Below are 13,246 nucleotides of genomic sequence, written 5' to 3'. Positions count from 1 at the left end.
CGGCGGTGTCGGAAGGGCTCAGGCCGAGAGAGCCGCTTGCCGGGCGGCGACGACCTCGACGATCCGGGCGAACAGCGGGTGCGCGGCGTCGAGTCCGGTCACCTGCGCCGTGAAGGCGTCGGCGTCGAGCTCGCGCAGCAGGCGCTGCAGCTCGACGGCCTGGGCGTCTTCGGCATCCTGGAACTCCAGGGCCGCGGCCATCGCGGCGACGAGCGCATCGACGCTCAGGCCCCGCTCGATCGCCTCGGCCGCGGGTCCCACGAAACGCTCGTGCCGCGAGAGCTTGCGCAGCGGCTGCCGTCCGACGCGCCACACGGTGTCGGGCAGCGCGGTGTTGCGGAAGCGGCGCAGGATCGTCGCGCGGTACTCGCCCTGCACGCCGGCATCCAACTCGTGCTTCTGCACGAGCAGCGCGCTGGTCTCCTCGAGCGCCGCCTCGACCTTGGCCGAGATGGCCGGGTCGGCGAGGGCGTCGGAGATGCGCTCGATGCCCGCCTGCGCCCCGAAGTACGCCGTGGTGGCGTGACCGGTGTTGACCGTGAAGAGCTTGCGCTCGATGTAGGGCTCGAGGTCGTCGACGAAGTGCGCGCCGGGGATGTGCGGAGGGGTGTCGCCGAACGGGGCCCGCTCGATCGCCCACTCGTAGAACGGCTCGACGGTGACGTCGACGCCGCCCTGAGCCTGGGCCGGCACGATGCGGTCGACCGCGGTGTTCGCGAAGACGGCCCGGGACGCCAGGGCATCCCACGACTCGCCGGCGAGCTCGACGACGTGGTCGCGCAGCTGGTCGGTCGCGCCGATCGCGTTCTCGCACGCCATGATCTGCAGCGCCGGCAGCGACGGGTCGCGCAGCGCGAGACCGGCCACGATGTGCGGAGCCACGAACTTCAGGATGGTCGGGCCGACGGCGGTGGTGACCACGTCGGCCGTGGCGATCTCGTCGACCAGGGACTCGGCATCCACCGAACTGTCGATCGCCCGGAAGTTCGTCACCTGCTTGTCGACGCCGCCCTCGCCCACTTCGTGGACGGTGTACGACGAGGCGTCGTTGATGGCGGCGACGAGCGCTGCGGAGACGTCGGAGAAGATGAGGTCGTACCCGCCCTCGTGCAGCAGCAGACCGACGAAGCCGCGGCCGATGTTGCCCGCGCCGAAGTGGACGGCCTTCATGCGTTGACGGAGCCCGCGAGGGCCTCGTAGAGCTCCTCGGGGGAGGAGGCGGCCTTCAGGCGCTCGACATCGTCCTCCTCGGAGAAGAGGATGGCGATCTGCGACAGGATCTCGAGGTGCTCGTCGCCCTTGCCGGCGATGCCGATGACGAAGGTGACGGGTTCCCCGCCCCAGTCCACGCCGCCGTCGTACCGCACGACCGACAGACCGGACTCGAGGATCGCCTGCTTGGTCTCGTTGGTGCCGTGGGGGATGGCGAGCTCGTTGCCCATGTAGGTGGACACGGTCTGCTCGCGCTGCTGCATGGCGGCGAAGTAGTCGGCGGTCACCGAACCGGTGGCCTGCAGCAGATCGGCCGCCTCTTTCATCGCCTCCTCGCGGGTGGCGCTTCCGGGGTGGATGCGGACGGATTCGATGCGGAGGACGTTCGACATGGTTCTCGCCTTTCTCGTCGTGCTGTCCAGCCTCGCAAAACGCGGGCCGGACGGGAAGACGCCAGGGGCCGGGCTGACGCTCCGACCCCTGGCGTGCTATTGGGTTACTTGGCCTCGTGCTGCGAGCGGACCATCTCCACGACCTCGTCGTACCGCGGCGAGTTCATGAAGTTGTCCACCGAGACGTGCACGGAGTCGGGCGACTGCGCCTTCGCGCGGTCGGTGAGCTGGTTCTGCGTGATGACCAGGTCGGCCGAGCCGTCGAGGTTCGCGATGGCCTGGTTGGTGACCGTGACCCCCTCGATGCCGGCCTTCTTGATCTTGTTGCGCAGGACGCTCGCGCCCATGGCGGAGGAGCCCATGCCGGCGTCGCAGGCGAACACGATGGTGTTCAGCTGCTTCACGGCGACCCCGCCCCCGAGACCGCCCAGCGCGGCGTCGACGTCGTGGTCGGCCGACTCGGTGGTACCCGAACCGGTGGTGCCGGCAGCGCGCGTGCGGAGGGCGCCGAGCGCCGACGACTCCTTGCCCTTGTTGGCGGCGGTCTGGTCGATGGCCGCGGCGAAGCTGTCGCCCTCGGCCTCCTGGTCGCGCTTGCGCGAGGCCCGGAGGATGACACCGGCGACGAGGAAGGTCACCACGGCGGCGACGATCACCGACAGGTAGACCACCAGCAGGTTGGCGGGGCCGGCGCCGATGGCGGCGACGGTGACGGCGATGATGCTGCCGGGAGCGGCCGGGAAGGCCAGGCCGCCGCCGAAGATCATGTTGACCGCGACGCCCGAGGCGCCACCCGCGATGAGCGCGAGGATCGTCATCGGCTTGGCCAGGGCGTAGGGGAAGTAGATCTCGTGGATGCCGCCGAGGAACTGGATCACGATGGCGCCGGGAGCCGAGGCCTTGGCCGCACCCACGCCGAAGAACGTGAACGCGAGCAGCAGACCCAGGCCGGGGCCGGGGTTCGCCTCGATGAGGAAGAGGATCGACTTGCCGGTGTCAGCCGCCTGCTCGATGCCGAGCGGGGTGAAGACGCCGTGGTTGATGGCGTTGTTGAGGAACAGCACCTTGGCCGGCTCGACGATGATCGACAGCACCGGGAGCAGGTTGAACTGCACGAGGAACGCGACGATGCTGCCGAGGACCGCGCTGATGCCGAGGAAGACGGGACCGAAGGCGAAGAAGCCGACGATCGCGAGGATCATGCCGAGGATGCCGGCGGAGAAGTTGTTCACGAGCATCTCGAAGCCGGGGCGGATCTTGCCGTCCCACAGCTTGTCCATCTGCTTGGTGATCCAGGCCGCGAGCGGGCCCATGATCATCGCGCCGAGGAACATCGGGATGTTGGTGCCCACGATCACGCCCATGACGGCGATGGTCGCGACCACGCCACCGCGCGCGCCGTAGACGATGCGTCCACCGGTGTTGGCGATGAGCAGGGGCAGCAGGTAGGTGATCATGACGCTGACCAGGCCGACGTAGCCCTGGTAGGTGCCGCCGTCGGCGTTCGCGGTCAGCGCGGTCGCTGCTCCGGGCCAGCCGATGGTGGCGGCGTCACCGCCGCCGCCGAGGATCTCGGCGACCGGGGCCCAGTGCCAGCCGAAGGGGCTGTTCGCACCGAAGAACCCGGCGGGGATGAAGAGCATGGTGATGAAGCCCCATGCGATGAATGCCGCGATGTTCGGCATGATCATGCCGGAGAGGAACGTGCCGAATCGCTGAACCGCGATCCGAGCCCCTCCCGGCTTCTTGGCGGGTGACGTCGTCGTCATTGCTGTGTCTCCTTGGTAGGTGCACGGCGGGAGCCGCGCGATGGGGGTACGGCGTGCGCCGCGGTGCAGAAGGGGGCGGCGGTCGCCGCCCCCGGGGGTTTACGGGGTGGGAACGAGAGCGGAGGCAGCCTGGGCGGCCTCGCGGGCGGATGCCGCGTCGTCGGCGGACAGGGCGGCCTCGGCGATGCGGCGGGCGTCGTCGAGGGTGTGACGGAGGAGGGTCGCGCGCACGTCGGCGAGGGCCGTGGGGGCCATCGACAGCGTGGTCGCGCCGAGTCCGACGAGGACGACGGCGAGCAGCGGATCGGCCGCGGCCTCGCCGCAGATGCCGACGGGCTTCCCGTGCGCCTGGCCCGCGGCCCCGACCTCGCGGATGAGGCGGAGGACGGCCGGATGCCACGGGTCCTGGAACGACGCGACCGAACCGAGCAGGCGGTCGGCGGCGAGCGTGTACTGCGTCAGGTCGTTCGTGCCGATCGAGGCGAAGTCCGCGATCTGGAGGATGCGATCCGCCAGGAGCGCGGAGGAGGGGACCTCGACCATGACGCCGGTCGTCTTGAGGCCGTAGTCCTTCGCGAGTGCCGTGAAGTAGCGGGTCTCCTCCACGGTGGAGACCATGGGCGCCATGACCCACAGGTCGGCGGGGCCGGCCTCGGACGCGCGGGTCGCGGCATCCGCTTCGGCGAGGGCGGTCAGCTGCTCGCGCAGGATGTCCTCGCTGGCGCGGAGGGCACGAAGGCCCCGGAGGCCCAGCGCGGGGTTCTCCTCGTGCGCGTCGTTGAGGAAGGGCAGCGGCTTGTCGGCGCCGGCGTCGAGCACGCGCACGACGACCTTCTTGCCGGGGAAGGCGCTCAGCAGCTCGGTGTACGCCGCGCGCTGCTCCTCGACGGTGGGAGCCGAGCTGGAGCTGAGGAACAGGAACTCGGTGCGGAACAGGCCCACGCCCTCCGCGCCCAGCTCCACGGCCTCGGCGGCACCGCCGGGCTTTCCGAGGTTGGCCAGCAGGGGCACCTTCGTGCCGTCGGCGAGGGCGCCGTCGGTGATGGGGGCGGATGCCGCGGCCGCACGGGCCTCGGCACGGTTCGCCGCGCGGGTCTTCTCGTCGTCGGTCGGGTCGACGGTGACGACGCCGGCGGCGGCATCCACGATCACCGACTGCCCGTCGACGAGGTCCTTCGCACCGCTCGCACCGACCACGGCGACGATCGACTTCTCGCGCGCGAGGATCGCGGTGTGCGAGGTCGGCCCGCCCTCGGTGGTGACCAGGGCCAGCACCTTGTCGAGGTCGAGCAGGGCGGTGTCGGCGGGGGCGAGGTCTTTGGCGACCAGCACGAACGGGTGGCCGGGATCCGGGATGCCGGGGGCCGCGACACCGCGAAGCCGTGCGATCACGCGCTGGGCGACGTCGTCGAGGTCGGCGGCGCGCTCGCCGAGGTAGCCGCCGAGGGCCACGAGCTGCTCGCGGAACGAGGCGAAGGCGTCGTGCACGGCGAACTCGCCGGTCTTGCCGCTCGCGAGGCGGCTGTCGACCTCCGCCTCGAGAGTCGGGTCCTCGGCGATCATCGCCTGCGCCTCGAGCACGTCGCGGGCGGCGCCGCCCGCCTGCGCGCCGCGGGCCTCGAGCTCGCGCGCGACGGCGCCGATCGCCTCGCGGACGCGGGCGGTCTCGTCCTCGACGCTCAGCTCGCTCTTCGCATCCTTCGGGGCGGGCAGGGGCTCGGCCATGCGCGCGATGGGTCCCTGGGCGACTCCCAGTCCGATTCCGACTCCACGGAGTTCCGTCATGGTGTGTGTCTTCCTTACTCGGCGTCGTGGTCGGTGGTCAGCAGCTCGGCGAGGCGCTCGAGCGTCGCGTCGGCGTTGTCGCCGTCGGCGGTCAGGGTGACATAGTCGCCCTGCTCCAGCCCCAGCGCGATGATGCCGAGGATGCTCGCGGCGTTGATGGGGGAGCCCGCGTCCTTGGCGAGGGTCACCGGGATGCCGGATTCCTTCGCCGCCTGCGCGAACAGCTTCGCGGGGCGCGCGTGTAGGCCGTGCGACGATCCGATGCGGACGGTGCGGGTCAGATGGGGCATGGGTCTCTCCGTCGAACTCAGATCGTGTCCGCCGGCTGGCGGGAGCGCAGGGAGTCCTCGACCAGGGCGAGGGTTCGGGTGCCGCTGAGGTCGGCGAAGACATCTTCCGGGAGCAGCACGACGGTGGCACCGCGGGCTTCGGCGTCGCGGCGGATGTGCGGGAGATCGTCGGCCAGGTGCGGGCCGACGAGCACGACGTCGGCGCCGTCGAGGTCGATGGGCAGCGATCGCGCGGTCCCGGCCGAGGCGTTGTAGTCGAGGCCGCGGTCCCGCGCAGCACGACGGACGCGCTGCGCCACGAACGTGCTCGACGCACCCGCTCCACACACCACGAGGATCCTCATCGACCGGCCTTTCTTCCTCTCGATTGTGCGCACCCGCCTCACAGGAGACAACCAGGTTCGTTTCCCACCCCCCGGAACGCGGATGCCGCGGCCCCGCGCGCTCGCGCCGCGCGTGCCGTCGCGCGCGTTCCCGCGCCCGGTGGGGAGGGGCGTGAAAGGATGGACGGATCGCCGCCCACCGGGGCGGCGCGGAGGACGGATCGTGACGACGAAGGCTCGCCAAGACCGCCTGCTGGCCCTGTTGCTGCGGGACGGGGAATGGTCGACCGCCGCATCGCTGGCGGACGCGCTCGGGGTCACACCGCGCAGCATCCGGTCGTACGTCACGGCGATCAACGCCCGGGTGTCGTCCGGTGCCGCGATCGAGTCGGGTCCCCTGGGGTACCGCGCGGGCGGCGATGCCGCGGCGGCGCTGCGTTCCCTCTCCGGGTCGGATGCCGGCACCCCGCGCGACCGCCTGCACAACCTCGTGCGGCGCCTGCTCGACTCCGCCGACGGCATCGACGTCTTCGACACCGCCGACGCGCTGCACGTGAGCACCGCCACCCTCGAGGCCGACCTGTCGCGCGTGCGCGGCCTTCTCGGCGGGACCGAGCTGACGCTGGAACGCTCGGCATCCACCGCCCGTCTGCGCGGGACCGAGGTCGCCCAGCGGCGCCTGCTGTCGAAGCTCGCGCACGACGAGATGGATGCCGGCCTGTTCGATCTCGACGCGCTGCGGCGCACGCTCGGCGAGCGCTCGGTCGGGGCGCGGGCGTTCGGTCCGTTCAAGGCGGAGCTCGTCGCCGAGCTGGGGGCGCTCGGCTACTACGTGAACGAGATCGGCATCGGCGACGTCGTGATGCACATCGCGATCGCCGCCGACCGCACCACCCGCGACCGCGCGCTCGGGTCTCCCGGCGGCGACTCCTCCGACGCCGCCGCGGCGGTGGTCGAGCTCCTCGACCGCCTGACCGTCAAGCACATCGGCGTGCAGCTCGGCTCGGGCGACCTCCGCCACCTCGCCACCCTCGTGCTGACGCGCATCGTCGCCCCGGGCTCGCCGGGCGGCGACGACGTGCGCGCGCGCCTCGACCCCGCGGTGGAGGCGGCCGTTCGGCTGGTCGTCGACAACGCGGCATCCGAGTTCCTCGTCGACATCGCGCACGATGACTTCATCCTGCGGCTGGCGCTGCACGTGCAGAACCTCCTCGCCCGATCCCGGGAGCAGGCGTGGTCGCGCAATCCGCTGACGCGGTCGCTGAAGTCGACGTATCCGATGATCTTCGAGGTCGCCGTGTACATCGCCAAGGGTCTGCAGGACGGTCTCGGGATCCCGATCCTCGACGACGAGATCGCCTACATCGCCATGCACGTCGGCGGGCGCCTCGAGCGCAGCCGTCGCGCGGACCAACTGCTGACGGCGACCATCGTGTGCCCCGGGTACTACGAACTCCACGAGCTGCTGCGCTCGAGCGTCGACCGCTCCCTCGGGCAGGCGATCGAGGTCGTCGGCGTCGAGACGCGCATCGACCCGGCGTGGGATGCGATCGAGACCGACCTCGTGCTGACCACGATCGACCCGCCGCGGCCCGGTGACCGGTTCGTGCGGATCCAGCCGTTCCTCACCGACGCCGACGTCGAACGCGTCCAGGCCGCTGCCGGACGCATCCGCCGCGGGCGACGCCTGGCGCGCCTGCGCGATGAGCTCGAGCGCTACTTCGCGCCGGGCGCGTTCGTGCGGGGCCTGGATGCCGCCGACGGCGAGGCCGGCGTCATCCGTCGCCTGGGCGGTCTGCTCGTGGAGCAGGGCGTCATCGACGAGGCCTACGTCGCCCGTGCGGTGGAGCGCGAGTCGATCTCGTCGACCGCGTTCACCGACGCCCTCGCCGTGCCGCACGCGATGGGGATGACCGCGACGCAGACCCGCATCGCCATCGGCATCGCCGACCCTTCCATCGCGTGGGGCGAGGGACGCGTGCAGGTGGTGGCTCTCGTGGCGTTCAGCGAGACCGACCGCGAGGCCTTCCAGACGGTGTTCGAGCAGTTCGTCGAGGTCTTCAGCGAGCGCGAGAGCGTGCAGCGCATCGTCCGCCGCGCGACGTCGTTCCCGGCCTTTCTGGACGAGCTGGTCGCGGTGATCGACGGCTGACGCGGCCTTCCCGGGTTTGGGGCGCGATGTCGCGTTTGGGGCGCCGAATACTCCGCCCCGAGTGGAACCGTGCGCCCCGAACCGCGCGTTGAGGGCGTGATCAGGGGAGTGGGATGTGGAACGCCCGCAGGCGGGAGGCCAGAGTCGCGGCGTCGCGGAGGTGGGGCCAGCCCCAGCGGACGACGGGCCTCCCGGTGGCTCCGCGTATCCAGTCCTCGCGTTGCTTCTCGGCCAGCACCACCTCGGCCGCCGTCCGACCACCGCGGAGGCCGTCATCGACGTACTTCCCGCGCCCGTCGAATTCTCCCCAGGCGTTCACGTCCTCGATGCCGAAGTCGACGTAATACGAGCCTCCCGTGGGCGTCGCCACCGGGACCTGCAGACGCAGCGACCGGAAGCCGAGCTCGGTCAGGCGGATGCGGCTGATGCTCTCCCCGGGAAGCTGCGCGCGACCGTCAGCGAATGCGAGAGCGCGTGCTGCTCTTGCGCGACCGTGCGCCGACCGCATCGAGATCGCGAGTGCCGCGGCTCTGAGTGCGTGCGCCGCGTCTTCGTCATACCCTCCGTCGCCTCGGCCCGCCGTGTGTCGTAGTGCGCCGTCGAGCGAGCACACCGCGTTCTCAAAGGGCGAGGTACGTGCGACATCGGCCATGGTGCGGGTGAGGGCGGTCATCTTGAGGCCGTTCCTCTCCACGACCTCGTCCGGCTGGAGTTCTCCCCGGTGCCGGACGGCTGAGGCGATCGGGCCCCGGCGATGCTCGTCGAGGATCAGGTGGACGCGCTCGCCCGAGGGCGGATGCACGGGGAGGCCGTGAAGTGCGGCGGCCGTCTGATGGGAGAACACGGGCGCCTCGCTGCACATCAGCGCGAGTGCCCGGGCGCGAACGACCATCCACTGTTCGGGACGAAGGCTCGCGGCTCGCTGAGGGTCGACGTAGACGCCGGGACGCACGCGCTCCAGGACCCCGGCGCGAAGCCGGGCGTCGAGGCCGTGCCGGTCGATTCCCGCCTCGAGCAGCTCAGCCCGGCGGAGGAGAGGGAGCTCGAATGCTGCATCCATCGCCCCACCTTCGCGAAGTCCACTTTCGCGTGGTGCCGTCGCTCGTTGCCGCGGTGGATAACCGCCGCTGTGGAGAACATCTCGATCGGGTTTGGGGCGCGTTCTACCGTTTGGGGCGCGGAATACCCCGCCCCAAACGGAACCGCGCGCCCCAAACCAGGAGAACGCCGCCTCAGCGCACCGAAACCAGCAGCTCCTCGGCGCCGGCGCGCAGCGCGGCGAGGCGCCGCGCGGCCTTCTTCGCCGACGAACCGCGCACGTCGAGGTACAGCTTGAGCTTGGGCTCGGTTCCGCTCGGGCGCACGATGAGGCGCGAGCCGTCGTCGAGCCACAGTCGCAGCACGTCTCCGGGGGGCAGGCCGTCGACGCCCTGCAGCAGGTCGTCGATGCGCGACACCGCGACCTCGCCGACGGCGGACGGGGGCTGGGCGCGAAGGGATGCCATGATCCCGGCGATCTCGCTCACGTCGCTCACGCGGATCGAGATCTGGTCGCTCGCGAACGCGCCGAACGTCTCACGGAACTCCTGCAGCAGGTCTGCGACCGTGCGGCCCTCGGCGCGCGCCGCGGACGCCATGCCGAGAAGCGCCACGGCGGCGGAGATGCCGTCCTTGTCGCGCACCGTGCCGGGGTTCACGAGGTAGCCGAGGGCCTCCTCGAACCCGAACACCATGCCCGCTGCCCGCGAGATCCACTTGAAGCCCGTGAGGGTCGAGTGGAAGTCCAGACCGTAGTGCTCCGCGACCGCCTGCAGCCCGGGCGACGAGACGAGCGAGCAGGCGAGGGATGCCGCAGCCCCGGGACCGTCCGCATCGGAGCCGCCCGAGCCGGCCGCGGCCCGCGCCGCGCGCCACCCCAGCAGCAGACCGATCTCGTTGCCGGTGAGCCGGCGCCACCCGCCCTCGGCGTCGGCGTCGGGGATCGCGACGGCCAGGCGGTCGGCATCCGGGTCGTTGGCGATGACGAGCTCGGCGTCGACGGCGCGCGCGGTCTCGAACGACAGGTCCATGGCCCCGGGCTCTTCGGGGTTGGGGAACGCGACGGTCGGGAAGCGCCCGTCGGGGTGGATCTGCGCCTCGACGACCGTGGGCTGGGGGTAGCCGGCTTCGGTGAGCACGCGCGAGACGGTCTCCCATCCGACGCCGTGCATGGCGGTGTAGACCCAGGTCAGGCCCTCGGCGCCGGTGGGCGCGGGGGCCACCGCGGCGGTCGCGGCGACGTAGGCCTCGACGACCGACTCCGGGGCGTTGGCGTAGCCCACCGAGCGGGGCAGCACGGTGACGTCGCCCTCGTCGGCGATCCGCTGGATGTGGGCGGCGATCTCCGCATCGGCGGGGGAGACGATCTGTGCGCCCTCGTCGGCGCCGCCGAGGTAGACCTTGTAGCCGTTGTCGTCGGGCGGGTTGTGGCTGGCGGTGACCATGACGCCCGCGTCGGCACCGAGGTGGCGCACGGCGAAGGCGAGCACGGGCGTGGGCAGCAGGCGGGGCAGCAGGATGGCGTTCAGTCCCGCGCCGGCGAAGATCTCGACCGAGTCGCGCGCGAACACGTCCGAGTTGCGACGCCCGTCGTACCCGACCACGACGGTCGGCGTGCCCGACGACCGCTCGCGCAGGTACGCCGCGAATCCCGCCGCCGCCTGGGCGACGAGCACCCGGTTCATGCGGTTGGGGCCGGCGCCGAGCGTGCCGCGCAGTCCCGCCGTCCCGAACGCCAGGCGGGTGGAGAAGCGATCCTCCAGGTCCGCCGCAGCCTCGGCATCCCCCGTCTCGACGCGGGCGACGAGGTCCTCCAGCTCGCCCCGGGTCACGGCATCCGGGTCCTGTGCGATCCAGGCCCGCGCGGCGTCGAGGTGGGCGTTCACAACGCGCCGATCACGCGCGCGAGCAGCGCGGAGATGACGGGCTCGGCCTCGCGGCCGGCCTCGAGCACCTCTTCGTGGCTGAGGGGGGTCTCCTGGATGCCGGCGGCCAGGTTCGTGATGAGCGAGAAGCCGAGGATCTCCATGCCGGCCTGGCGGGCGGCGATCGCCTCGAGAGCGGTGGACATGCCCACGATGTGGCCGCCGATGGTCTTGGCCATCTGCACCTCAGCCGGCGTCTCGTAGTGCGGCCCGCGGAACTGCGTGTAGACGCCCTCGTCGAGGGTCGGGTCGATCGATCGCGCGAGCTCCCGCAGGCGGGTCGAGTAGAGGTCGGTGAGGTCGATGAAGGTCGCGCCCTCGAGGGGGGAGTCGGCGGTGAGGTTGATGTGGTCGCTGATGAGCACCGGCTGGCCGGGCTTCCACGTCTCGCGGATGCCGCCCGCGCCGTTGGTGAGGATCATGGTGGTCGCACCGGTCGCCGCCGCGGTGCGGACGCTGTGCACGACCCGGCGCACGCCGTGGCCCTCGTAGTAGTGGGTGCGCGCTCCGATGACGAGGACGTTCTTGCCGCCCGGGGTGCGGACGCTGCGCAGGGTGCCGACGTGGCCCTCCAGCGCGGGCTTGCTGAAGCCGGTGACCTCGGTGGCGGGGAACGACGCCGTCTCCTCGCCGATGAGTTCGGCGGCGCGCCCCCAGCCCGACCCGAGGGTCACGGCGATGTCGTGGTGCTCGACCCCGGAGAGGCGGGCGATGTCGGCCGCTGCGGCCGCGGCGACCTCGAAGGGGTCGACCGCCGGGTCGTCGAGCGGGTGAGATGTGCTGTTGGACATCCCCCCACTCTAGAAACTGCGGGGCCCGCGGGCCAGACGGCACACGCGTGCGGTCAGCGTGTCGGACCGACCCGGGTGGCGCATCGGCATCCGCCCAGCGCTGACAGAATGGATGCCATGGTGCAGAGCTTCGAGCGCAAGCAGTCCGTGGCGATCGTCGGCGGCGGCCCCGGCGGATACGAGGCGGCCCTTTCCGCGGCTCAGCTCGGCGCCGACGTCACCCTCGTCGAGCGCGCGGGAGTCGGCGGCTCGGCGGTCATCACCGACGTCGTGCCCTCGAAGACCCTCATCGCCACGGCCGACGCGGCCGTCGCGATCCGCAACGCGAGCAGCCTCGGCGTGCAGCTCTTCGCGAAAGACGACCGCGGCAAGCCGCTGACCCCCGAGGTCGCGATCAACCTCGCCGCGGTCAACCAGCGTCTGCTCTCGCTCGCGCGCCAGCAGTCCGACGACATGCGCGCCTCGTTGCTCGAGGCGGGCGTCCGCATCATCTCCGGGCACGGCCGCCTCGACGGCAACGGCGCCGTGGTGGTCTCGACCGAGGCCGGCGGCACCGATTTCGACCGGGTCGAGGCCGAGACCCTCGTCGTCTCGGTCGGGGCGTCTCCCCGCGAGCTCCCCTCCGCGAAGCCCGACGGTGAGCGCATCCTCACGTGGACGCAGCTCTACAACATGAAGTCGGTCCCCACCCACCTCATCGTGGTGGGCTCGGGCGTCACCGGCGCCGAGTTCGCCTCGGCGTACATGAACCTCGGTGCCAAGGTCACGCTCGTCTCGAGCCGCGACCAGGTGCTGCCCGGAGAAGACCAGGATGCCGCGGCGGTGCTCGAGCGCGTCTTCCAGCGCGGAGGCATGACGCTGCTGGCCAAGGCGCGCGCCGAGTCGGTGGTGAACACGGGCGACGGCGTCACCGTGACCCTGGCGGACGGACGCACGATCGAGGGCAGCCACTGCCTCATGGCGGTGGGCTCGATCCCGAACACCGCGGGGCTCGGCCTCGAGCAGGCGGGGGTGCAGATGACGGCATCCGGACACATCCGCGTGAACCGCGTGGCGCGCACCTCGGTGCCGAACATCTACGCCGCCGGCGACTGCACCAACTTCTACCCGCTCGCGTCAGTGGCGTCGATGCAGGGGCGCCAGGCGATCTTCCACGCGCTGGGCGACATCGTCATCCCGCTCGAGACCCGCCGCATCACGGCCAACATCTTCACCGCCCCCGAGATCGCCACGGTCGGCTTCAGCGAGCAGGACGTCACCGAGGGGCGCATCGCCGGAAAGGTGCGCAAGCTCCCGCTCTCGGCCAACCCGCGCGCCAAGATGCAGGGCATCACCGACGGCTTCGTCAAGCTGATCGCCCGCGAGGGCAGCGGCACGGTCATGGGCGGAGTCATCGTCGGCCCCAAGGCATCCGAGCTCATCTACCCGATCGCGATCGCCGTGGAGCGCCGCCTCACGGTCGACCAGGTCGCCCGCGTCTTCGCGGTGTACCCGTCGCTGACGTCGAGCATCACCGACGCCGCGCGCGCGATGCACATCGTCGACCGCGACGATCCCGGCGAGGACTGA

The 13,246-nt window shown here is 71.4% G+C and carries 11 protein-coding genes; 2 read left to right on the top strand and 9 right to left on the bottom strand.

All coding sequences use genetic code 11. The features are described from left to right. Positions 1-18: 18 nt before the first annotated feature. The 6 genes from AB0N82_RS16455 to AB0N82_RS16430 all read right to left on the bottom strand — a co-directional run bounded on the left by AB0N82_RS16455 (position 19) and on the right by AB0N82_RS16430 (position 5,792). Positions 19-1,170: a mannitol-1-phosphate 5-dehydrogenase gene (locus AB0N82_RS16455; RefSeq protein ID WP_363393175.1), complete on the bottom strand. Its 1,152-nt coding sequence runs from the start codon at positions 1,168-1,170 to the stop codon at positions 19-21. Then, the gene (locus AB0N82_RS16450) at positions 1,167-1,604 is read right to left on the bottom strand and encodes a PTS sugar transporter subunit IIA (RefSeq protein WP_363393172.1); all 438 of its coding nucleotides are present in this window, start codon (positions 1,602-1,604) and stop codon (positions 1,167-1,169) included. Before AB0N82_RS16450 ends, AB0N82_RS16455 begins: the two co-directional genes overlap by 4 nt. A 104-nt stretch (positions 1,605-1,708) precedes the next feature. After that, positions 1,709-3,373 (bottom strand): PTS mannitol transporter subunit IICB, encoded by a 1,665-nt coding sequence (locus AB0N82_RS16445; RefSeq protein ID WP_315993364.1) that lies wholly within the window; start codon positions 3,371-3,373, stop codon positions 1,709-1,711. Positions 3,374-3,472: 99 nt separating this feature from the next. Continuing rightward, a complete protein-coding gene (gene ptsP, locus AB0N82_RS16440; RefSeq protein ID WP_363393168.1) occupies positions 3,473-5,158 on the bottom strand; it encodes a phosphoenolpyruvate--protein phosphotransferase in 1,686 nt (561 codons plus the stop codon). A 14-nt stretch (positions 5,159-5,172) separates the two neighbouring features. Beyond that, positions 5,173-5,448, bottom strand: a complete 276-nt coding sequence (locus tag AB0N82_RS16435) for an HPr family phosphocarrier protein (protein WP_076674181.1) — start codon at positions 5,446-5,448, stop codon at positions 5,173-5,175. Between the two features lie 17 nt (positions 5,449-5,465). Beyond that, positions 5,466-5,792: a PTS sugar transporter gene (locus AB0N82_RS16430; protein WP_363393165.1), complete on the bottom strand. Its 327-nt coding sequence runs from the start codon at positions 5,790-5,792 to the stop codon at positions 5,466-5,468. A gap of 202 nt (positions 5,793-5,994) precedes the next feature. Between AB0N82_RS16430 and AB0N82_RS16425 the strand changes: the two genes are divergently transcribed. After that, entirely contained in the window at positions 5,995-7,923 is a 1,929-nt protein-coding gene (locus AB0N82_RS16425) for a PTS sugar transporter subunit IIA (protein WP_363393163.1), read from the top strand. 100 nt (positions 7,924-8,023) lie between these two features. Here AB0N82_RS16425 and AB0N82_RS16420 read toward each other — a convergent pair whose 3' ends face one another. The 3 genes from AB0N82_RS16420 to AB0N82_RS16410 all read right to left on the bottom strand — a co-directional run bounded on the left by AB0N82_RS16420 (position 8,024) and on the right by AB0N82_RS16410 (position 11,677). Continuing rightward, the gene (locus AB0N82_RS16420) at positions 8,024-8,983 is read right to left on the bottom strand and encodes a type IV toxin-antitoxin system AbiEi family antitoxin domain-containing protein (RefSeq protein WP_363393160.1); all 960 of its coding nucleotides are present in this window, start codon (positions 8,981-8,983) and stop codon (positions 8,024-8,026) included. Between the two features lie 172 nt (positions 8,984-9,155). Further along, the gene (locus AB0N82_RS16415; RefSeq protein ID WP_363393157.1) at positions 9,156-10,847 is read right to left on the bottom strand and encodes a phospho-sugar mutase; all 1,692 of its coding nucleotides are present in this window, start codon (positions 10,845-10,847) and stop codon (positions 9,156-9,158) included. Continuing rightward, positions 10,844-11,677 carry a purine-nucleoside phosphorylase gene (locus AB0N82_RS16410; protein WP_363393154.1) on the bottom strand — a complete coding sequence of 278 codons (834 nt, stop codon included), beginning with the start codon at positions 11,675-11,677 and terminating at the stop codon, positions 10,844-10,846. The genes AB0N82_RS16415 and AB0N82_RS16410 overlap by 4 nt, the downstream gene beginning before the upstream one ends. Before the next feature lie 108 nt (positions 11,678-11,785). Here AB0N82_RS16410 and AB0N82_RS16405 point away from each other — a divergent pair, with 108 nt between their 5' ends. Beyond that, complete coding sequence (locus AB0N82_RS16405) at positions 11,786-13,246, top strand: NAD(P)H-quinone dehydrogenase (RefSeq protein ID WP_315993357.1); 1,461 nt, start codon at positions 11,786-11,788, stop codon at positions 13,244-13,246.

This window comes from Microbacterium sp. NPDC089186, assembly GCF_040685115.1.
GTDB lineage: Bacteria > Actinomycetota > Actinomycetes > Actinomycetales > Microbacteriaceae > Microbacterium > Microbacterium galbum.
This window is presented reverse-complemented; position numbering and strand designations above follow the sequence as displayed.